Source organism: Microbacterium halophytorum (assembly GCF_002970975.1).
Classification (GTDB): Bacteria; Actinomycetota; Actinomycetes; order Actinomycetales; family Microbacteriaceae; genus Microbacterium; species Microbacterium halophytorum.
The window spans coordinates 239,347-259,678 of record NZ_KZ672983.1 but is presented as its reverse complement, the minus strand read 5'-3'; the positions used below and the strand labels follow the sequence as shown (position 1 = coordinate 259,678).

Annotated in this window: 12 protein-coding genes; 8 read left to right on the top strand and 4 right to left on the bottom strand. The window is 72.2% G+C overall.

Features of this window, described 5'->3' with window-relative positions:
* The first annotated feature begins 59 nt into the window (after positions 1-59).
* Genes C0010_RS04060 through C0010_RS04045 form a run of 4 tightly spaced genes read left to right on the top strand, consistent with a single transcriptional unit; the run spans position 60 to position 8,390 of the window.
* Positions 60-3,287 (top strand): right-handed parallel beta-helix repeat-containing protein, encoded by a 3,228-nt coding sequence (locus C0010_RS04060; RefSeq protein ID WP_105565784.1) that lies wholly within the window; start codon positions 60-62, stop codon positions 3,285-3,287.
* Complete coding sequence (locus C0010_RS04055) at positions 3,284-4,276, top strand: LacI family DNA-binding transcriptional regulator (RefSeq protein ID WP_105565783.1); 993 nt, start codon at positions 3,284-3,286, stop codon at positions 4,274-4,276. Before C0010_RS04060 ends, C0010_RS04055 begins: the two co-directional genes overlap by 4 nt.
* Positions 4,273-6,066, top strand: a complete 1,794-nt coding sequence (locus C0010_RS04050; RefSeq protein ID WP_105565782.1) for a heparinase II/III domain-containing protein — start codon at positions 4,273-4,275, stop codon at positions 6,064-6,066. The genes C0010_RS04055 and C0010_RS04050 overlap by 4 nt, the downstream gene beginning before the upstream one ends.
* A 35-nt stretch (positions 6,067-6,101) precedes the next feature.
* Entirely contained in the window at positions 6,102-8,390 is a 2,289-nt protein-coding gene (locus C0010_RS04045) for a beta-galactosidase (RefSeq protein WP_158685280.1), read from the top strand.
* Between the two features lie 28 nt (positions 8,391-8,418).
* Here C0010_RS04045 and C0010_RS04040 read toward each other — a convergent pair whose 3' ends face one another.
* From C0010_RS04040 to C0010_RS04030, 3 genes are all read right to left on the bottom strand, one after another.
* Positions 8,419-9,342, bottom strand: a complete 924-nt coding sequence (locus C0010_RS04040) for a cytochrome b/b6 domain-containing protein (protein ID WP_105565780.1) — start codon at positions 9,340-9,342, stop codon at positions 8,419-8,421.
* Positions 9,343-9,577: 235 nt separating this feature from the next.
* The gene (gene cofE, locus C0010_RS04035; protein ID WP_105565779.1) at positions 9,578-10,342 is read right to left on the bottom strand and encodes a coenzyme F420-0:L-glutamate ligase; all 765 of its coding nucleotides are present in this window, start codon (positions 10,340-10,342) and stop codon (positions 9,578-9,580) included.
* A gap of 78 nt (positions 10,343-10,420) precedes the next feature.
* Positions 10,421-10,918, bottom strand: coding sequence for a GNAT family N-acetyltransferase (locus C0010_RS04030; protein ID WP_232531712.1), 498 nt, complete (start codon positions 10,916-10,918; stop codon positions 10,421-10,423).
* Between the two features lie 97 nt (positions 10,919-11,015).
* On the opposite strand from C0010_RS04030, the gene C0010_RS04025 reads away from it, so the two are divergent.
* The 3 genes from C0010_RS04025 (at position 11,016) to rocD (ending at position 17,386) form a co-directional block, all read left to right on the top strand.
* Positions 11,016-14,927: a proline dehydrogenase family protein gene (locus C0010_RS04025; RefSeq protein WP_198410793.1), complete on the top strand. Its 3,912-nt coding sequence runs from the start codon at positions 11,016-11,018 to the stop codon at positions 14,925-14,927.
* 389 nt (positions 14,928-15,316) lie between these two features.
* Positions 15,317-16,192, top strand: coding sequence for a dimethylargininase (ddaH, locus tag C0010_RS04020; protein WP_105565777.1), 876 nt, complete (start codon positions 15,317-15,319; stop codon positions 16,190-16,192).
* Positions 16,193-16,195: 3 nt separating this feature from the next.
* Entirely contained in the window at positions 16,196-17,386 is a 1,191-nt protein-coding gene (rocD, locus tag C0010_RS04015) for an ornithine--oxo-acid transaminase (RefSeq protein WP_105565776.1), read from the top strand.
* A gap of 360 nt (positions 17,387-17,746) precedes the next feature.
* Here the strand turns inward: rocD and C0010_RS04010 are convergent, their stop codons facing one another.
* Positions 17,747-19,045: a multidrug effflux MFS transporter gene (locus tag C0010_RS04010; protein ID WP_408631067.1), complete on the bottom strand. Its 1,299-nt coding sequence runs from the start codon at positions 19,043-19,045 to the stop codon at positions 17,747-17,749.
* A gap of 425 nt (positions 19,046-19,470) precedes the next feature.
* On the opposite strand from C0010_RS04010, the gene C0010_RS04005 reads away from it, so the two are divergent.
* Positions 19,471-20,145 carry a sirohydrochlorin chelatase gene (locus C0010_RS04005; RefSeq protein WP_105565774.1) on the top strand — a complete coding sequence of 225 codons (675 nt, stop codon included), beginning with the start codon at positions 19,471-19,473 and terminating at the stop codon, positions 20,143-20,145.
* Positions 20,146-20,332: the final 187 nt, after the last annotated feature.

Genomic DNA, 20,332 nt, shown 5'->3' with positions numbered 1-20,332 from the left:
CGCCGGCCCCGACCCTTCCGAACGACGCACGTTGACACTCGAAGAAGAGGACTACGACCATGTCGGAACGACGACGCCGCCTGCTCGGCGCTGCGACCGCGACCGTGACGATCGCGGCGCTCGCCGGCTTCGCCGGTGCGCCGGCGCAAGCGGACGACGGCAGGAACTACTACGTCTCGGGCGCCGGTGACCCGGCCTGCTCCGATGCGGGGCCGGGAACGGACCCTGACCTGCCCTGGTGCGGATTCGGCCCCGTCGCGGGGCTCGAGCTCGGCCCCGGCGACAGCCTGCTGCTGGCCCGCGGCGCCGCATTCGACGAGCAGCTCGTCGTGAATGCCCCACGGGGCGCGGAGGGCGATCCCGCCCGCATCGGGTCGTACGGCGAGGGCGCCGCCCCGACGTTCGTCGACAACGGCAGCAACGCCGCCGTCGTCGTGAAGAACGCCGATCACACCGTCATCTCCGATCTGGACATCGGCGGGACAGATCCTGGCCACGGCCGGGGCGTGTTCCACTACGGGATGCGCCTGGACTACTCGTCGACCGGTCACGAAGGGCTGACGGTCGAGAACGTATCGGTGAGCGACAGCCGCGTCGCCGGGATGTTCATCCGGAACACCGGTGAGCTGACCCTCGCCGACACCGCGGTGTCCGGCGTCACTCTGCGCGACATCGACACGTCCCACAACGCGCACGGGATCGTGTTCGCGAACCAGGGCAAGGTGACCGACGCCAGCGGCGGCGGGACGCTGGAGACCACGGCGAACCGCGTGTTCCGCGACGTGCTGGTCGAGGGCCTGCGGCAGAAGGACGACGACAACAACAACCCGCACCCCGACGACGTCCCTTCGCAGATCGATTCCGGATGCCCCGACAGCCTCGCCATCTCCTCCGCGTCGGATGTGATGGTGCGGGATTCGACGTTCGACGGCTCGGCGGGCTGCCGCACCGACTACGGCACGGCAGCGCTCTACCTGGGCAGCGTTCGCGACGTCGTGGTCGCCAACAACGTCTTCGTGAACACCCCGAACACGCAGAACCCCGACATGGTCGCGATCGACCATGAGGCCCGCACGCACAACGTGCGGATCGCGGGCAACTACTTCGCCGACAACTACGGCGGCGGGATCGAGTACCTCGCCATCCACGGCGCGAACGACTATTCGACGGACAACGAGATCCGGGCGAACACCTTCCTGCGCAACGGGTACCACAGCTACATCCCGTACCCGGGAGGCGGTTCGGTGTCGCAGGTCGGGAGCGGCCCCGCACCCGAGGCCGTGATCGCCGACAACTTCGCGTTCGAGCCGAACGGCTTCCTCACCGCTCACATCGGCGGCACGACGGCGGGCCTGACGAACGAGCGCAATCTCCAGCTCGAACAGGATTGGATCAGCCATTCCTCCGTCGACCTCGGAGCCGACGACAGCGCCTGGTCCCATCAGCGGAGGGTCGCCGGTTCCTGGCGCTCCCTCGCGAACGGTGCGGGCGCGGCATCCGGCGCGGCCACCCCATTCGAGCTCACCGCGGGCAGCGAGGCAGACGTCGCCCTCGGCTGGACGGCGCCGCGCGACGGCGTGATCTCGGTGCGCGGATACCCGATCGCGGCAGAGGGCACGGCGTCGGTGAGCGTCACGATCGACGGCAGGGCGGTCGCGGATGCGACGGTGGACGAGCTCGGGTCCGTGCTGACGGCCGACGACATCGCGGTCGCGGAGGGGGACGTCGTCCGCTTCGAGGTCGCCGCGGGAAGCCCCGAGGTGAGCTGGACGCCCGCGATCGCGTACCTCGGCGGGCCGTCGGAGGACGGGCAGGGGCAGTGGCGCTTCTCCGAAGCCGGCAACGCCCAGGGGTGGACCGCGTCGGCCGATGCGGAAGTGCGGGCGGGGACGCTCACGGCGCCGGTCACGGAGGACGGCCTGGCGCTGACCTCGCCCGACGACCTCGGCCTCGCCCCGGCCGACGTCGTGCGGCTGCAGCTGTGGAACGCCAGCGATGCGGTATCGGGAACGGTGCGATTGCGCGACGCGGGCGGAGAGTTCGACGAGGCCCACTCCGTGGCGTTCCAGGTCAATGCCCATGAGGTGCGCGGCTTGGCTCAGGGCTTCACCGACGTCGTCGTGCCGATCGACGGCATCGATCTCGACCGGATCGACCAGGTCAGGGTGGAGCTCGCTCCCGGGCAGGGCACGCTCACCGTCGGGTCGATCGAGGTCGCCGACACGGCCGGACCGCGCTGGGACTTCACCGACTCGGGGGAGGGGTGGACGATGAATCCGGACGTGTCCTGCCCGAGCCGGGGCGTGCCGGCGGAGGACACCGTCGTCGACGTCGACAACTCGACGGGAGCGTTCCGCCAGGTCGCGGACATCAACTGGAACTTCGAGCGCCGTCAGACCCTGCGCGTGACCACGGGGACGCTCGCCCAGCTCGACCTCTGGGCGTACAAGACGGGCGACCCGGGCGGTTGCCTCCGGGTCTCCATCTCCGACCCGGAGGGCGACGAGCTCTTCGTCGGAGGCGTGCCGGCCGACGAGGTGACGGCGTCGGGCGGGTTCGTCAGCGTGTACCCGGGGCTGAGCGGGCTCGACCCGGATGCCCTGTACTCGGTGGACATCTCGAACCCCTACACGACGCCGGGATCCGGAAGCTACGGCGTCGGCTACAACGACCAGGGGCTGTACCCGGAGGGCGGGGAGTACTACAGCGTCACCGCCGGCGGTCGCTGGCACGGGCCGGAGGCCTCGTCGAAGCGCAGCCTGCGCTTGCGGACGTTCTCGGCGCCGGAGGTCTCGCAGGTGCCGGCCGACGACGGCTACGAGCCCGTCACGGTCTCGCGCGGGAGCGTCAGCGGCACGACGGGGTACGAGCCGACGCTGCTCTCGCCGGCGGGGCTCGGCGTCGACGCGGACACCGTCGACACCGTGCACATCCGGATGTCGAACCCCGACAATCGGCAGACGGCGTACGTGCTGTTCGCCACGGCGGACGATCCGGAGTTCGACCGGCCGCGCAGCGGTACGCCGCCCGGCAACGAGCCGGGGCGTCGGGGCGTGGTCATTCCGCTCGTGCCCGGCGCGGATTTCCACGATTACGAGATCGACATGTCCGCAATCCCGGGCTGGTCGGGCACGATTGACCGGATCATGATCCAGCCGTCCTACCGTTGGAACTACCGGATCGGACCGATGAGCAACAGGTGGCATGGTGCCATCGGCTGGGTCTATCTGGACGAGGGCTCCGAGGCCGACGCGACGTCGGCGCCCGGCGCCGGAGGAGAAGAATGACGACGATGCAACAAGTGGCGCTGCGTGCGAGCGTCTCGCCCGCCACGGTGTCGAAGTTCCTGAACACGCCTCATCGGGTCGCGCCTCCCACGGGCAAGAGGATCGCGGAGGCGATCGAGGAGCTCGGCTACGTGCGCAACGACGCGGCCAGGCAGCTCCGCGCCGGGAGCAGCACCACGATCGGCCTGCTCGCCTTCGACGTGGGGAACCCGTTCTTCGTCGATCTCGCGCGCCGCATGGAGGGCTATGCGGCCGGGCAGGGTCTCTCGGTTCTGCTGGCCAACAGCGACGGGAGCAACGAACGGGAGCGCGGCTACCTCGAGCTGTTCGAACAGCAGCGCGTCGCCGGCGTGCTCGTGTCGCCCGTCGGCGACATCGAACAGCAGCTGGAGCGGCTGCACCGGCGGGACATCCCCGTCGTGATCGTCGACAAACAGGTGCGGCCCGACCTGAACGCCTCGGTGTCGATCGACGATGTCGAAGGCGGATACATGGCGGCGGCCCATCTCATCTCCCGGGGGTGCCAGAGGCTGGCGTTCGTCGGAGGGCCCGCCGGCCTGCGCCAGGCGGACGATCGGCTCGCGGGGGCGCATCGTGCGGCCGAGGCTCACCAGGGCGTCACGATCGAGACGATTCCGGTCAGCGATCGATCCGTCGACGAGGGCCGCTCGGTCGGCGAGCGGCTGCTGCTCCGCCCCGCGGCGGAGCGCCCGGACGGGGTGTTCGCGATGAACGACCGGCTGGCCTTCGGGCTCCTGCAGACTCTTGTCGTCTCCGGCAGGGTCAGGGTGCCGGACGAGATCGCGGTGATCGGCTACGACGACATCGAGTTCGCGTCGGCCGCCGTCGTGCCGCTCAGCACGATCCGCCAGCCGAGGGCCGAGTTCGCCAGGGCGGCGGTCGAACTGCTGTCGGGCGCGGGCGGGGCGCACCGGCAGGTCGTGCTCGAGCCGCAGCTGGTCGTGCGCGAGAGCACCAGGCAGCGATGACGGGCACGACGACGCAGGAGGCCTCGCGGATGGCGGGCTTCTCCGAAGCGGGCGACCCCGCGCGGTGGCGCGCGGCCCGCGGCAACCCCGCTTCGGCCGAGTCCGTCCGCGGCGTCCTCGAACGGGCGGACGACGCGGAGCGGCGGTCGCCGGGCGCGTTCTCCTATTCGGGCTTCGCGGCGTTCGCGCGGACCGGTGACCGCACGGCCTACGTCGAGCGGTATCGCAGTAGCCGCGGTCGGCTCGCGGATCTGGCCATCGCGTCTCTCGTGGATCCGGAGCGCGATACGACCGCGCTCGCCGACCTGATCTGGGCGATCTGCGACGAGTACCAATGGGCGATGCCCGCACATGTCGACGGCCTGCTCGATGCCGCCCCCGAGATCCCGCACGCCGAGCAGATCGACCTCAGCGCGGCCGAGACCGCGGCAGCGCTGAGGGAGATCACGACGCTTCTGGAGGAACGGCTGCCGCCCCTCGTCGTGCACCGGGTGCGTGCCGAGGTGCGCCGGCGCATCCTGAACCCGTTCCTCGCTCGCACGCACTGGTGGGAGACGGCGCAAACGAACTGGGCCAGCGTCTGCGCCACCGGGGTGCTGCTGGCGGGCGTCGGAATCCTGAGCGACGACGAGGCCGAGCGCGTGACGCCGAGGGTGCTGGCCGCCCTCGATTCCTACCTCAGCGGCTTCGACGAGGACGGTGTGTGCTCGGAGGGCGTCGACTACTGGAACTACGGCTTCGGCTACTTCACCGCGGCCGCCGAGGCGCTGCGCGATCTGTCCGGGGGCGAGATCGACCTGTGGCGCGACCCGACGGGCAGGCTCGCGCGGATCGCCGGGTTCGCGCAGGCCATGCGGCTGAGCGGCGACGTCGTCGCGTCGTTCGCGGACACGCGCCCGGAGGCGAGCCTCGACCGGGGCCTGCTGTCGCGCCTGTCCGAGCGCGTGGCGGGCGTCCTCGTGCCGCCGGGGCCGGACGTGCCCCGACCGGGCGATCAGCGGTACCGGCGTTGGGTGCTCGGTGCGCGGGGGATCCTGTGGAACTCCGCCGAGACCGCGGGCGGTGAGCCGACCGCCGGGGCCGCCGGCAGCGCCTGGTTCCCGCACGCCCAGTGGGTGATCGCGAGGGACGCCGACGGGGTCGGCTTCGCCGCGCGCGGCGGGCACAACGACGAGCTGCACAACCACAACGACGTCGGCAGCTTCATCCTGGCCGCTGGCGGCGAGGTCCTGCTGGCCGACCCCGGGCTCGGTGTCTACGACCGAGATTACTTCTCGCCGAGCCGCTACGAGAACCCCGCGACGGGGTCGCAGGGGCACAGCCTGCCGATCATCGACGGCGGGTTCCAGCGGGGGTGGGCGCCGGATGCGGCCGCGCGGGTGCTCGAGATCCGCCACGAGCCGGGCGCGGTGCGATTCGGGATCGAGTACTCGAGCGCGTACGACGCCCCGGAGTTGGAGCTCCTCGTGCGCACCTGGGAGTACCGTTCGGGCGTGCTCACGATCGATGACGCCTACCGCGCGTCGCGGCCGATCGGCGTGACGTTCCGCTACGTGAGCACCGCGCCGATCGAACTGGTCGCACCAGGCAGGGCCGAGATCCGCACGGCGGCGGCGCGCGCGCAGCTCGACTTCGACGAATCGCTCGCCGCCGAGACCGGATCCTTCGGCGTCGAGCACGGCCTTCTCCGCCCGATCCGCTTCCTGGACCTGAGCGGAGCGCCGGCGGAACGGGGCGGCGCATCGGTCACGGTCCGCGTCGAACGAACACCCGCGTCCGGCGCCGCCTGATGCCCCCTCGCTCCTCCCGTACAGAAAGCACGCTCATGCCGGAACTGCCGTCGCCCGCACACCTCGAGTTCGACGTGCGCGTCGAACCGCTCGCGCTGGATCCCCTGGGGCCCGACGAGCGCCCCCTCGCGGGCGGTGCCACCGACCCGTCCGGGCGCGTTCTCGGAGCCAACCGATGGCACCTCACCCTCGACGGGGCACCGTACCCGATCGTGGCGGGGGAGCTCCTGCCGCAGCGCTACCCCGTCGCGGAGTGGGAAGACGCGGTCAGGGCGCTCCGCGACGCGGGCTGCACGACCGTGAGCTCGTACGTGTTCTGGGGGCTGGTCGAGCCCGAGCCCGGCCGCTTCGACTTCTCCGGGGCCAACGACATCCGGCGCTTCGCCCGCATCTGCGCCGACTACGGCATGACGTTCATCCCGAGGATCGGCCCGTTCAACAACTCGGAGTTCCTCGTCGGAGGGCTGCCGCCGTGGCTGTTCGGGATGCCGGTCGTGGAGCGCTCCAACGACGACGCGTACCTCGCCCTCGTGCGGCGGTACTTCGCCGCCGTCGCGGGGGAGCTGCGCGGTCTGTTCTTCTCCGATGGCGGGCCGATCGAGCTCGTCCAACTCGAGAACGAGCTCTCACACGCCCCGAACGACTGGGGCACGCTGTTCGGCTACACGGCCTCCGAGCACAGGGGGCCGACGGGCGAAGCGTTCGCCGCGCACATGATCGCGCTGCGCGACATCGCCGTGGACGTGGGCATCTCCCCCGCGTACTTCACGATGACCGGATGGGGCACGGCGGGGGACCTGCCCGACGGCGACCTGCTGCCGACGTACGGCGGCTACATGGACCTGCACCACAGGCCCGGTCCGAACGCCCGGATGACGACCTTCGCGCCGCGCGGCTACCCGAGCCGCGGTCGGTACCCCGTGGCGTTCTGCGAGCTCGGCACGGGGTCGCCGCATCGTGCGGCGTACCGGTCGCGGACGCCGGCCGATATGACCCTCACGACGGGAGTGACCTCCCTGGGGTCCACGGAGTCGATCTTCCTCGGCTACTACCTGTTCCACGGCGGCACCAACCCCGTTCGCGGCGACGGGTTCGGCTGGACGCCCAAAGAATCGAGCTTCACGCAGAGGTCCTACGACTTCTGGGCACCGGTGAGCGAGTTCGGCGAGAGACGCGAGTCGTATCGTGCACTCGTTCCTTTGAACCACTTCGTCCGGGAGTTCGGTCGCGATCTGGCACGGATGCCCGTCGTCGATCCGGCCGATCCCGTGCACGATCCCGACAGGGACGACCTGCGTTCGGCGATCCGCGGCAGCGGCGACTCCGGGTTCGTCTTCCTCGGCAACTACGGCAACAACTCGGCGCTCTCCGACCGCGACGACGTCCGGCTCCGCATCCGCAGGGGCGCCGACGAGATCTCGATCCCGCGCCACCTCCCGCTCGGGATCCGCTCGGGTGCGAGCCTCATCCTCCCGTTCGGGCTCGACCTCGGCGGCGGTCTGACGCTCGTCTCGTCGACGGCGCAGGCCGTCGCGCGGCTCGGCGGCGGCGCCGACCGGACGCTCGTCCTCGCCTCGTCGCAGGACAGGGCCGAGCACGTCATCGCCGGAGCGGATGCGGCGAACGTGGATGCACCGGATGGCGCGGTCATCCGGCGGGAATCGGACGGCGTCGCCGTCGAGGTGCCCGCCGGGTCCTCCGTCACCGCGACCGGGGCGGCGGGCACGATCCGGATCGTCACGCTCACCTGGGCAGAGGCGGGGCGCGCGCAGGTCGCGGGCGAAGGCGAGGAGAAGATCCTGGTGACCGCCGACCGCGACTTCACGATCGATGGAGACGTCGCCGTGCTGCATGGCCTGCGCGGGCTGGGCGAGACGGGGCCGGCGCCCGCGAGCGCGCGGCTGGTGTCGGCCACGCGCTCGGAGACCGTGGAGGCCGCGCTCCCGGCTCCTTCGATCGACGGGATCGGGATCGAGCAGCTGACGGCGAGCAGGGCCGTGCTCACCGCCGTCGGACCGGTCGAGGAGCTGTGGATCGACATCGCGTACTCGGGAGACCTCTGCCGCGTCTTCGATGCCGGAACGGGGCTCCTCGTGGCCGATGACTTCCGCAGCGGCCCGACGTGGCGTGTGAAGGCCGGCCGGTTCGCCGAGGCACTGCGCGGGCAGGGTCTGCAGCTGCGCGTGGAGCCCGTGGCGACGAAGGAGGCCGTGGACGATCCCGAGGGGATCCTGCTGGACAGCAGGATCCGTGCGGAGGAGCCGGCACGGATCGACGGGATCACGGCGATGCAGCGGGTGAGCACGACGGTCGCGCTGCGCTGACGCCGTGCTCGGGCGATGCGAAGCGCCGCTAGCGCTTCATCATCCGGATGTCGCCGAACGGCTTCGCGAAGACCGCGATCCAGTCGTCGCGGCGGATCGCGAACCAGCCGAAGACCATCAGGACGACGGAGCCGGCGAACAGCCAGAAGCCGAGCCAGCTGACCTCGTCGCGGCCGGCGTACATCGCGTTCAGGTTGCGCAGTGCGCCCGTCGTGAGGACCAGGAAGACGTGCACGACGACGAAGCCGACGAAGAACAGCATGGTCGGGAAGTGCAGCCTCAGCGCGAGGTTGCCCGAGAAGAAGCGGTTCAGCGTCGTCGGCCAGAACGAGCTCAGCCGCCAGCCCGTGAGCGCGGCGATCGGGGCCGCGAGGAACACGATCGCGAAGTACGACAGCTGCTGCAGGGCGTTGTAGTTCGCCCAGCTGTGGTGCGTCGGCCAGTCGAGCGACAGGTACTGCAGGCCCGCCGAGACGGCATGGGGCACGATCTCCCATGTCGTGGGGACGATGCGCACCCAGTGGCCCGACCAGAACAACAGCACGACGAAGACCGCGCCGTTCGCGAGCCACAGCAGGTCGACGCCGATGTGCCCCCACAGCGCCAGCGACATCCGGCGCTTCTTGACGCGGCGCGACGACCAGAGGCCGCCCGCGCGCTTCTCGTACTTCACACGCAGGCCGCTCCGGATGATCAGGACGAGGAAGAACGCGTTCAGGAAGTGCGTCCACGACACGAACGCCGGGATGCCCTCGGCCGTGTCGGCGGGCAGAGGGGCCTCGCCGGGGTAGGCCGCGAGGAACGCCTGCAGCGGATCGGTCGAGAGGGCCGCGCGCACGGCGAAGACGACGCACCACGCGACCACGACGAGCGCCGCGGCGAGGAGCAGCAGGCTCAGGCCGCGCACCCAGGATCGCTCGCGAGCGGCGGCTGGGCGGGCGGAGGTGGGCACGCAGACATTCTTACCGGATCGGCGTGGGAACTCGCCTGCCGGGGCGCGGGATGTTCCGCACCGTTACGCGGAGGCGGACCCGCGGCGGCGGCAGTCCGGCCCGCGAGGGGCCGTGACGGGAACCGCGCCGCCGTGCGCCGCGCGACGGCGCGTCTGATCGCGCAGAGACCACGAGACGGGTCGAGAGCTCGGGGGGATCGGCCGCGCTGGTCCGAGGCCCTGCGCGGGGCGGGCGTCAGCCCGCCTCGCCCAGCGCGGCCGCGAAACCGGCGGCGTACGCCTCGTCCGCACCCGTGTGGAACATGTCCCGCTCGCCGGGCCGCGGGATCGACCGGGCGCCGGGCAGGTCGAGCGGGCCGACGAGGTCGGCGCGGCCCCGGATGACCGCCACGGGCCGGCCGGTCGCCTTGCCCTTGACGAGGTCGGCGGCGGCCGCGAGCTCGTCCGCGACGCAGGGCTTGGTCACCGCCAGCTCGCGGCCCTGCGCGTCGGTCGTGCCCCGCAGGTCGTCGAAGACCCGAACCCCGCCGGCGCCGATCGCGTGGTCGGTCTGACCGTCGCGCCACGCCCGCCCGAGCGTGTCGGAGAGGATCACGCCCGCGCGCGCTCCCGTGCGCTCGCGCAGGCCGGCAGCGATGAGACGGGCCGACGCATCGGGATCCTCCGGCAGCAGCAGCACGGTGCCGTCCGGGGTGTTCGATGCGTCGACGCCGGCGGCGGCCGCGACGACGCCGATGCGGTTCTCGACGATCCGGGTGCGGGTGCCGTCGGGCCACGTGCGGTCGGCGACGACGCGCACCGTCTCGGACGTGATGGCGTCCTCGCGGTCGTCGGCCGCGAGGAAGCGGCCCTCCGCCTTGGAGACGATCTTGCTCGTCACCACCACGATGTCGCCGTCGGCCAGCTGGTCGCCGACGACGCCCGCGATGAGGCCGACGAGGTCGTCGCCCTCGCGCACCTCGCCGATGCCCTCCGGCGCCCAGATCCGCAACCCGTTCATCCGGTCACCCTCCGTTGCTCCGCAGACGATCGTCGCACGCCGCACGCGGGTGCGGCGCGGAGAGCGTGTGCGCGCCGCTCAGCGCGAGAAGCGGACCTCGGTGAGCGTCTCGCCGAGGAAGGTCTCGTCGCGCCGAGCGCCGTCGAACACGAAGTCGCGCTTCGTGTAGAACGCCTCGCCGCCCGGGTAGTTCTCGGCGATCCAGCCGTAGAGCGGCTCGCCGGGGTCGGTCACGGCGTCGAACAGGGCGCGGCCGATGCCCTTGCGGTGCCACGAGTCGAGCAGGAAGACGAAGTAGAGCTCGCGGTCGGCGGGCGCATCGTCGTCGCGCGCAGGGCCGGAGCCGGCGAAGCCCACGATCTCGCCGTCGACGAGGGCGGCCGCGTGGCGGTATTCCTCGCCGCGGGAGGAGTAGTTCGACCACAGGTCGGCCAGGCGCCGGGGTGAGACGGCCTCGAGCGCGGCGGAAGAGATCATGCCGTCGTAGGTCTCGTGCCACACCTGGGCGTGGACACGGCCCATGGCCTCGGCGTCGACATCGCGGATGGGGCGGATCAGCACGTCGTCGGTACTCATGAGGCCGAGCATAGGGGCCCGGATGCACGGGGAGAAATCCGCGTTCGAACGCATGCAGATCAGCAGTTCCCACAACTGCGCTCACTAGTGTGGAGCCATGGGGAGCTTCGAAGACCCGCTGGTGGCGGAGGACCTCGTCGATCGGGCCGCGGCGCTCGCGCGCACCTGGGTCTCGCGGGCCGCGAACGCGTCGGAGGATGCGGGGGCGGAGCGCCTCGCCGGCGTCCTGCGCGATGACAAGGGCCTCGAGTTCACGGTCGGCTTCGTCGACGGCGTGATGCGGCCGGAGAGCCACGCGGCCGCCGCGCGGAGCCTCGCCCGCATCGCTCCGCTCGCGCCGCGATCCCTCCCCGTGTCGACGCGCGCCGCCATCCGGCTCGGCGGCATGGTCGGCACCGCGGCGCCCGCCGCTGTCATCCCCGCCGCGCGACGGGGGCTGCGCTCGATGGTCGGCCACCTCATCGCTGATGCCCGGCCCGAGAAGCTCGACCAGACGATCGGCCGCATCCGCGCACAGGGCCAGCGCGCGAACCTGAACCTCCTGGGCGAGGCCGTCCTCGGCGAGAAGGAGGCCGGCCGCCGGCTCGCGGGCATCCGGCGCCTCGTCGAGCGCGACGACGTCGACTACGTCTCGGTCAAGGTCTCGAGCATCATCAGCCGGGTGTCGATGTGGGCGTTCGACGACACCGTCGACCGCGTCGTCGAGCGCCTCACCCCGCTGTACGAGCTCGCCGCGTCGAACGGCACCTTCGTGGGCCTCGACACCGAGGAGTACCGCGACCTCGACCTCACCATCGCGGTGTTCCGCCGGCTGCTCGACCAGCCGCAGCTGTCCGGCGTGCGCGCCGGGATCGTCCTGCAGACCTACCTCCCGGATGCGCTGCCGGCGCTGCGCGAGCTGACGGTGTGGGCGCGGGGCCGTGTCGACGCCGGCGGCGAGCCGATCAAGGTGCGACTCGTCAAGGGCGCGAACCTGCCGATGGAGCGCGTCGAGGCGGCGATGCACGGCTGGGAGCCCGCGACCTACGACACGAAGCTCGACACCGACGCCGACTACATCCGGTGCCTGAACGAGGCGCTCGCCCCGGATGCCGTGCGCGCCGTGCGCGTCGGCGTCGCGGGGCACAACCTCTTCGACATCGGCTACGCGCACGCGCTCGCCGAGGCGCGCGGCGTCAGCGAGGCCGTCGAGTTCGAGATGCTGCTCGGGATGGCGCAGGGGCAGGCGCAGGCCGTCGCCGAGACCGTCGGCCCCGTGCGGCTGTACGTTCCCGTCGTCGAGCCGGCGGAGTTCGACGTCGCGATCGGCTACCTCGTGCGCCGGCTCGAGGAGAACGCGTCGGGCGAGAACTTCCTGTCGGCGGCCTACGAGCTGGTCACCCACCCCGACCTCTTCGAGCGCGAGCGGGAACGCTTCGCCGACTCGGTGCGCCGCGCGCGGGCGCACGACCTCGGCACGGGCCCCCGCCGCACGGGGCGCCGCGCCGTCTCCGCCGAAGCGCCCGCCGAGGCGCCGGCGGGCGATGAGCCGCTCACCGCGGCCGTCCTCGGCATCAGCCGCGGCAGCTCGGGCGACGACGCGGGCGATGACGCGGCCGACGGCTTCGTCGACACCGCCGAGTTCCACGGCCGCGCCGTCGCCTCCGGCGGGGCGCCCGGCTTCCGGAACACACCGGACACCGATCCGTCCGTTCCCGAGAACCGGGACTGGGCGAAGGCGATCATGGGGCGGGTTCCCGATTCGGACCTGGGTCGGCAGCGCATCGAGCAGGCCCGCGTGACGACCCGCGGCGAGTTGAACTCGCGCGTGCTCGGCGTCCGCTACGCGGCGCAGTCCTGGGCGGCGACGCCCGCGTCGGAGCGCGCCGATATCCTCCGCCGGGCCGCGCGCGAGCTCGAAGCGCGCCGCGCCGACCTCATCGAGGTCGCTGCGTCCGAGACCGGCAAGGTGCTCGCCGAGGCCGACGCCGAGGTGAGCGAGGCGATCGACTTCGCGAACTACTACGCCGCGAACGCCGGCGAGCTCGATCGCGTTCCCGGCGCCCGCTTCGTCCCCTCCGCCGTCACGGTCGTCGCGCCGCCGTGGAACTTCCCGCTCGCGATCCCGGCCGGCGGCGTTCTGGCGGCGCTCGCCGCGGGGTCCGGCGTGGTCCTGAAGCCGGCCCCCCAGGCCCGCCGATGCGCCGCCGTCATCGCGGACGCCCTCTGGTCCGCCGGCGTGCCGGAGACGGCGCTCGACCTGATCGACATCGACGAGGGCGAGCTCGGCCGCGCCCTGATCGAGCACCCGCACGTCGACCGCGTCATCCTGACGGGGTCGTTCGAGACGGCCGAGCTGTTCCGATCGTGGCGACCCGACCTGCCGATCCACGCCGAGACGAGCGGCAAGAACGCGATCGTGATCGCGCCCTCCGCCGACCTCGACCTCGCGGCGCGCGACCTCGTGCAGAGCGCCTTCGGCCACGCCGGGCAGAAGTGCTCGGCCGCCTCGCTCGCGATCCTCATCGGCCCGGTCGGCCGCTCCAAGCGCTTCGCGCGGCAGCTCACCGACGCGACGCGATCGCTCCGCGTCGGCCCGCCCAGCGACCCGCTGAGCGAGATCGGCCCCGTGATCGAGGTGCCGGAGGGCAAGCTCGACTGGGCGCTGACGACCCTCGACGAGGGTGAGGACTGGCTCATCCGGCCCCGTGAGCTCCCTGGGGGCGGCCGACGCTACTGGACTCCCGGCATCCGGATCGGCGTGAAGCACGGCTCGCGCTTCCACCTCGAGGAGTTCTTCGGGCCCGTCCTCGGCGTGATGCACGCCTCCTCGATGGAGCAGGCCATCCGGATGCAGAATGCCGTCGAGTTCGGCCTGACGGCGGGTCTGTTCACGCAGGATCCGCGCGACCTCGAGATGTGGCTCGACGGCGTCGAGGCGGGCAACCTCTACGTCAACCGCGGCATCACCGGCGCGATCGTGCAGCGGCAGCCGTTCGGCGGCTGGAAGCGCTCGTCGGTCGGCACCGGCACGAAGGCCGGCGGCCCGAACTACCTCGTCGGGCTCGGCGAATGGGCCCCCACGCGGGGCGGCCAGGCGTCGCAGTCGGTGCACCTCCGGGGGCTCGACACCCGCATCGCCACGCTCATCGAGGCGGCCCAGCCGACGCTGCCCTACGAGGGCTTCGAATGGCTGCGCCGCGGGGCGCTCTCCGACGCGCTCGCGTGGGACCGCGAGTTCGGCCGCGTGAAGGATGCATCGGGGCTCGGGGTCGAGCGCAACCTGCTGCGCTACCGCCACGTTCCCGTCGCCGTGAGGGCGTCCGCGGACGCCGGGTGGCGCGAGCTGCTGCGCGTCATGGTCGCCGGCGTGCGCACGGGCAGCCACTTCTCGGTGAGCACGCCCGAGCCGCTCCCGACCGCCGTGCGCCTGGCGCTGAACGACCTGCGGGTCAGGGTGCACGTCGAGACCGACGACGAGTGGATCGCGCGCGTCGACCCGCGCCCCGCGGCGGAGCCGGGCGTTGGCGAGCCGGACGGCGCGGACGAGGTCGGCGGAGACAACGCGCCGAACGGCGGGGCCGCGCCCGCGGACGGCGGGGGCGGCACCGAGCAGGATCCGGGCGGCGATGATCGGTCGGCGGACTCCGAGGCCTGGGACGGCATGCTCGGCGGGGCGGGCGCGCCGCCCGCGACGACGTCGGCCCACGCGATCGGGCGCGGGGCGGACCCTGAGCCGGAGCTCATCACGGAAGAGGCCGTGGACGACCTCGAGGCCGTCGACGAAGAGGACGCTCCCGAGCTGCGGCACCCGCCGCGCGTGCGGATCGTCGGCCCGCGCGACCAGGCCGCCGAGCTGCGCACGCGCCTCGCGGAAGCGATCGACGGGCATCCGGACCTCGCGATCTACGCGGGCGAGGTCACGACGGCCGCGCGCCTCGAGCTGCTCCCGTTCCTGCGCGAGCAGTCGATCTCGATCACGGCCCACCGCTACGGCACCCCCGACCGCACCTTCGACGAGGTGATCTGACGGGGCCGCGCACTCGCGGTCGCGGTTGTCGCCCCGCAGACCGCCCATTCGGGGCGGACTGCACTGTTCACCGCGTCGGACCGCCTGGGCCCGTTGCGGTCGCAGTTGTCGACCTCTGGGGCGCCCATTCGGGGCGACACCTGCGCCCTGCGGCGGTGGGGAGATCCTGAGGTCGCGGTTGTTGCCCCCTGGGGCGCCCATTCGGGTGATGATCGCTCTCGTGGCGAGGGCGTCGGGGCACGGGCCGCCGCGCCTCGGCTTCCCCGCGCCTCAGCCGGCTCGCGACATCCGCGTGCCACAATGGCTCTGGCGTGCTCGTGCGTAGGCGTTAGGTTGCTCCGGCGGGCCCCAGGACAGCGTCCGCCATCCGTTTCACGACGAGGAGCGCCATGTCCCCGCAGCTCACCGAACCCACCGCGACCACCGAGGCAGAGGCGCCGCAGCGCACGATGTCGAAGCGTCGCTTCCTGATGTGCGAGCCGAGCCAGTTCACGGTCTCGTACTCGATCAACCCGTGGATGCACCCCGACGAGCCGACCGACACGTCGCTCGCGGTGCGCCAGTGGCGCGCGCTGTACGACACGTACATCGAACTCGGTCACGAGGTCGAGCTGATCGAACCGGGCCAGGGCCTCCCCGACATGGTCTACACGGCCAACGGCGGCTTCGTGCTCGACGGCATCGCCTACGTGCCGAAGTTCCGCTTCGCCGAGCGCCGCGGCGAGGAGGAGCTGTTCGCCGCATGGTTCCGCTCGCAGGGCTTCGACACCCGGATGCCCGAGCTCACGAACGAGGGCGAGGGCGACTTCCTGCTCGCCGGCGACGTGATCCTCGCGGGCCGCGGCTTCCGGTCATCCGGTGACAGCCATGCCGAGCTGGCCGAGGTGTTCGGCCGCGAGGTCGTCTCGCTGACGCTGACGGACCCGCGCTTCTACCACCTCGACACGGCGCTCACGGTGCTCGACCCCGTCGTGGCGCCGGGTGAGCGGGCGACGATCGCGTACCTGCCCGGCGCGTTCGACGACGCCAGCAGGGCCGAGCTCGAACGACGCTTCCCCGACGCGATCCGGGTCGCCGACGCCGATGGCGACGCGTTCGGGCTGAACGCCTCGAGCGACGGCCTGCACGTGTTCTGCTCGCCGCGCGCCGAGGGCTTCCAGCGGCAGCTGCGCGAGCGCGGCTACGAGCCGGAGCCCGTCGACCTGTCCGAGCTGCTGCTGGGCGGCGGCGGCATCAAGTGCTGCACCCTCGAGCTGAGGAAGTGAACCATGACCGCTGAACCCCACGTCGCCCGTAACTACGCGCCGCTCGACGTCACGATCGCCGAGGCCGAAGGCGTCTGGGCGACCGACGTCGACGGCCGCCGGTACCTCGACATGCTCGCGGGCTACTCGGCGCTGAACTTCGGCCACCGGCATCCGGATCTCGTGGCGGCCGCGACCGAGCAGCTCTCGCGCGCGACGCTCACGAGCCGCGCGTTCCGCTCCGACCAGCTCGAGCCGTTCGCCGCGGCGCTCGCCGAGCTGTGCGGCAAAGACCTCGTGCTGCCGATGAACACCGGTGCCGAGGCCGTCGAGACCGGCATCAAGGTCGCCAGGGCGTGGGGGTACCGCGTGAAGGGCGTGGCCCCGGATGCCGCGACGATCGTCGTCGCGCACGGCAACTTCCACGGCCGCACCTCGACGATCGTCGGCTTCAGCGACGACGAGGAGGCGCGCGGCGACTTCGGGCCGTTCGCGCCCGGCTTCGTCTCGGTGCCGTTCGGCGACGCCGACGCGATCGCCGCGGCGATCGACGAGACGACCGTCGCGGTGCTGATCGAGCCGATCCAGGGCGAGGCCGGCGTCGTCGTGCCGCCCGACGGCTACCTGCGCCGCGTGCGCGAGATCACGAGCGAGCAGAACGTGCTGTTCGTCGCCGACGAGATCCAGTCGGGGCTCGGCCGCACCGGCACGACGTTCGCGTGCGACCGCGAGGGCGTCGTCCCCGACTTGTACCTCCTCGGCAAGGCGCTCGGCGGCGGCATCGTGCCGGTCTCCGCCGTCGTCGGCGACGAGGCGGTGCTCGGGGTGCTGCGCCCGGGCGAGCACGGCTCGACCTTCGGCGGCAACCCGCTCGCCTCGGCCGTCGGCCTGCGCGTCGTCCAACTGCTGCAGGGCGGCGAGATCGTCGAGCGCGCCGGGATGCTCGGCGACCACCTCGAGTCCCTGCTCGAGCCGCTCGTGGGCCGCGGCATCACGGGCTTCCGCCGCGTCGGCCTGTGGGCGGGGGTCGACATCGACCCCGCGGCCGGAACGGGCCGCGAGATCACCGAGGCCCTGTTGGGCCGCGGCGTGCTCGCGAAGGACACGCACGGCCAGACCGTGCGGCTTGCGCCGCCCCTCACCATCCGGGCCTCCGAGCTGAGTTGGGGCGTGGAGCAATTGAGGATCGTGTTGGACCGGGATTCTTCCGCCTGAGGGGCGGCGGAATCCCGCTGTTCTATTCGGAGTCCTCGGCTTCGGCACTGCGATCTTCCGCGCTTCGCGCGAAAGATCGTGCCGGAACCTGCGGGGCGGGTCGGGTGGAGCGGGGTGGTCGCTCCGCTCCGAGATCGGCCGCCGAAGCCTGCGGGGGCGCGGCGACTGCACGGTGTTCGGCGGGCGGATGCGGGCTGCCGCTGCTGCGGCTCGGCCGCCCCGCGGTCGGCGTTGAACACAACGCAGTCGATGTTCGTGCGGTCTGGGTCGGGTGCCCGGCGATTCCGCGGATCTGCGTGCGGTGCCGCCTCGGAACGACTGCGTTGTGTTCAGCGGGCCGATGGCGCGCTGCGGTTCCGCCTACGGCGCGAGCTGGCCGAGCGTGCGCGGGCGCACGATCAGCCAGAGCGAAAGGATGCCGACGACCGAGCAGGCGATCATGATCGAGGCCATCGACAGCGGCGTGATCCCGCCCGTCCAGATCGCGATGACGCCGACGAGCGGCGAGACGAGGCCCGCGACGCCGTTGTTGGCGGCGCCCAGCACGCTCGCGGCGGTGCCCGCGGCATCCGGATGCCGGTCGAGCGCGAGCACCTGGGCGCACGGGAACGTGAAGCCGCACGCGCTCATGAAGAAGAACAGCGGCACGATGACGCCCCACGGGCCCTCGACGAGGGCGGCGCAGACGGGGATGGCGGCGGCCGCGACGAGCAGGATCGACGTCGAGAACGCGAGCACCCACTGCGGGCCGAAGCGCGCCGCGAGCCGCGCCGCGATCTGGTTGCCGATCACGAGGCCGATCGAGTTGACCGCGAAGACCGCGCCGTACTGGATCGTCGTCAGCCCGTACGTCTCCTGGAACAGGAACGACGAGCTCGACAGGTACGAGAACAGGCCGGAGAACGTCATCGCGCCGATGATCAGCACGCCGACATAGACGCGATCGCTGAACACGATGCGGTAGCGATGCCGGATGGAGGTGGTCTCCGCCGTCGCCCTGTCGGTCTTCGGCCGCGTCTCCGGCAGAGCGAACAGTGCGCAGGCCAGGATGAGCGCGCCGTAGCAGGCGAGCACGACGAAGATTCCCTGCCAGGGCATGACCTCGAGCAGGCCGGAGCCGATCAGGGGCGCGATCACGGGCGCGACGCCCGTGACGAGCGCGAGCTGGGCGAGCATGGTCACGAGGCGGCGCCCCGCGAACAAGTCGCGCACCATCGCCATCGCGACGACCGCGCCGCCGGCCGCGCCGATGCCCATCAGCACGCGGGCGACGCCCAGGACGGCGAGGTTGGGCGCGAAGATCGCGCACGTGCTCGCGATGACGTGCAGCGTCGTGGCGATCAGCAGAGGGGTCCTGCGGCCGACGACGTCGCTGAGGGGCCCGACGATCAGCTGCCCGACCGCGAAGCCGACCATCGTGCCCGTGAGGGTGAGCTGCACGGCGCTCTCGGTGGCGCCGAAGTCGTCCTGGAGCATCGGGAACGCCGGCAGGTACAGGTCTACCGTGAAGGGCCCGAGCGCCGTGAGCGCGCCCAGGAGCAGGACGTAGGCGAGCCGGCGCGCGGGGGAGAGGCGATCGCCCGGATGCACGTGGGCGGTCTCGGCGGACGCCTCGCGCACGCGCTCGGGCACGTAGATCGAGCCGGTGGGCACGCCGATGAGGCCCGTCGAGGTGGGGATCGCGTGGGTCCCCGTCGGAGGGTTCGCCTCATCGCCGCGGGCCGCGTCGTCGCGATGTGCGCCATCGCCCCCGGGCGCGGCGTGCCGCGCAGCGCCGTTCGGGGTGCCGGGCGTGCCGTCGTCGTGCTGCGCGTCGTCGCGTTCGTACTCGGCCACCTGGCGCTCTCCTCCCGTGCGGTTGTTGCCTCAACGCTACCCGCTGGTGGTCGGCGGAACGCGCCGCAGAGCGGGGCGGCGAGGCGGGCCCTGCACCAACCGCCGAGCTCCCGCAGACCACACGTATGCCGTCGGTGGCATGCACCAGTGACCAAGGCGCGCGTCACACAGTGGAAACGTCGCCGGTTAGGCGTCGGAAACATGGCGGGGCTAGCGTGAAACCCGTTCGACGTCAGACGGAGGAACCCATGACCGCGCCCGCGCTGGTGTGCTGCTCGCACGGAACGGATTCGACGCAGGGCAGGCGCGTGATCCGCACGATCGCCCGCCGCACCGCGACGGCCCTCGACGTCAAGCTCCACGAGGCGTTCGTCGACGTTCAGGAGCCGAAGATCGACGACGTCATCCGGGGCTTCGACGGGCCGGCCGTGATCGTTCCGCTGCTGTTGTCGCCCGGGTTCCACACGAGCGTCGATATCGGCAGGGCGGCCGGCCTGCGCGACGACGTCGATGTGGCCGGCACACTCGGGCCGCATCCGTTCCTCGCCGACATCCTGTCGCAGCGCGTGCGCCGGTGCGGGCCGACGGACGCCGTCGTCCTCGCCGCCGCCGGCTCGTCCCGCCCCGAGGCCGCGGAACGGGTGCGCGCGGTGCAGGCCGCCCTCGCCGAACGGCTGCCGCTGCCCGTCACGGTCGGCTACGCCTATGGCGCGACGCCCCGCGTCGCCGAGGCCGTCGCCGAGGCCCGCGCAGCGGGGGCGGAGCGGGTCACGATCGCCAGCTACGTGCTCGCGCCGGGTCACTTCGCGAACCTGATCGCCGATTCCGGTGCCGACGCCGTCACGGATCCGGTCGGCACCGACCCGCGCGTCGTCGACATCGCGGTGCAGCGCTACCGCGAGGCGCTCCTCGTCCGCGGCTGAGGTGCGCGGCCGGGCCCCCGGCGCAGCGCCGCGTGCGAGACCGCGACCGCACTGATGCTCGGCCGTGCGGATTCCCGCGCCAGAGGTGGACGCCGAACGGGTGGGCCCGCCTGAGCCTCGGCCGGAAGCGCGCGGCGCATCGAGCGGGTTCCGGCCGCGCCCCGCGAACCGGCGCGGCTCGCGCGCC

What these genes read in the sequence shown, in the direction of transcription:
- C0010_RS04060 (WP_105565784.1), top strand. Translation starts at nt 60, where the DNA reads ATGTCGGAACGACGACGCCGCCTGCTCGGCGCTGCGACCGCGACCGTG.
- C0010_RS04055 (WP_105565783.1), top strand. Translation starts at nt 3,284, where the DNA reads ATGACGACGATGCAACAAGTGGCGCTGCGTGCGAGCGTCTCGCCCGCC.
- C0010_RS04050 (WP_105565782.1), top strand. Translation starts at nt 4,273, where the DNA reads ATGACGGGCACGACGACGCAGGAGGCCTCGCGGATGGCGGGCTTCTCC.
- C0010_RS04045 (WP_158685280.1), top strand. Translation starts at nt 6,102, where the DNA reads ATGCCGGAACTGCCGTCGCCCGCACACCTCGAGTTCGACGTGCGCGTC.
- cofE (WP_105565779.1), bottom strand. Translation starts at nt 10,342, where the DNA reads ATGAACGGGTTGCGGATCTGGGCGCCGGAGGGCATCGGCGAGGTGCGC.
- C0010_RS04030 (WP_232531712.1), bottom strand. Translation starts at nt 10,918, where the DNA reads ATGAGTACCGACGACGTGCTGATCCGCCCCATCCGCGATGTCGACGCC.
- C0010_RS04025 (WP_198410793.1), top strand. Translation starts at nt 11,016, where the DNA reads ATGGGGAGCTTCGAAGACCCGCTGGTGGCGGAGGACCTCGTCGATCGG.
- ddaH (WP_105565777.1), top strand. Translation starts at nt 15,317, where the DNA reads ATGTCCCCGCAGCTCACCGAACCCACCGCGACCACCGAGGCAGAGGCG.
- rocD (WP_105565776.1), top strand. Translation starts at nt 16,196, where the DNA reads ATGACCGCTGAACCCCACGTCGCCCGTAACTACGCGCCGCTCGACGTC.
- C0010_RS04005 (WP_105565774.1), top strand. Translation starts at nt 19,471, where the DNA reads ATGACCGCGCCCGCGCTGGTGTGCTGCTCGCACGGAACGGATTCGACG.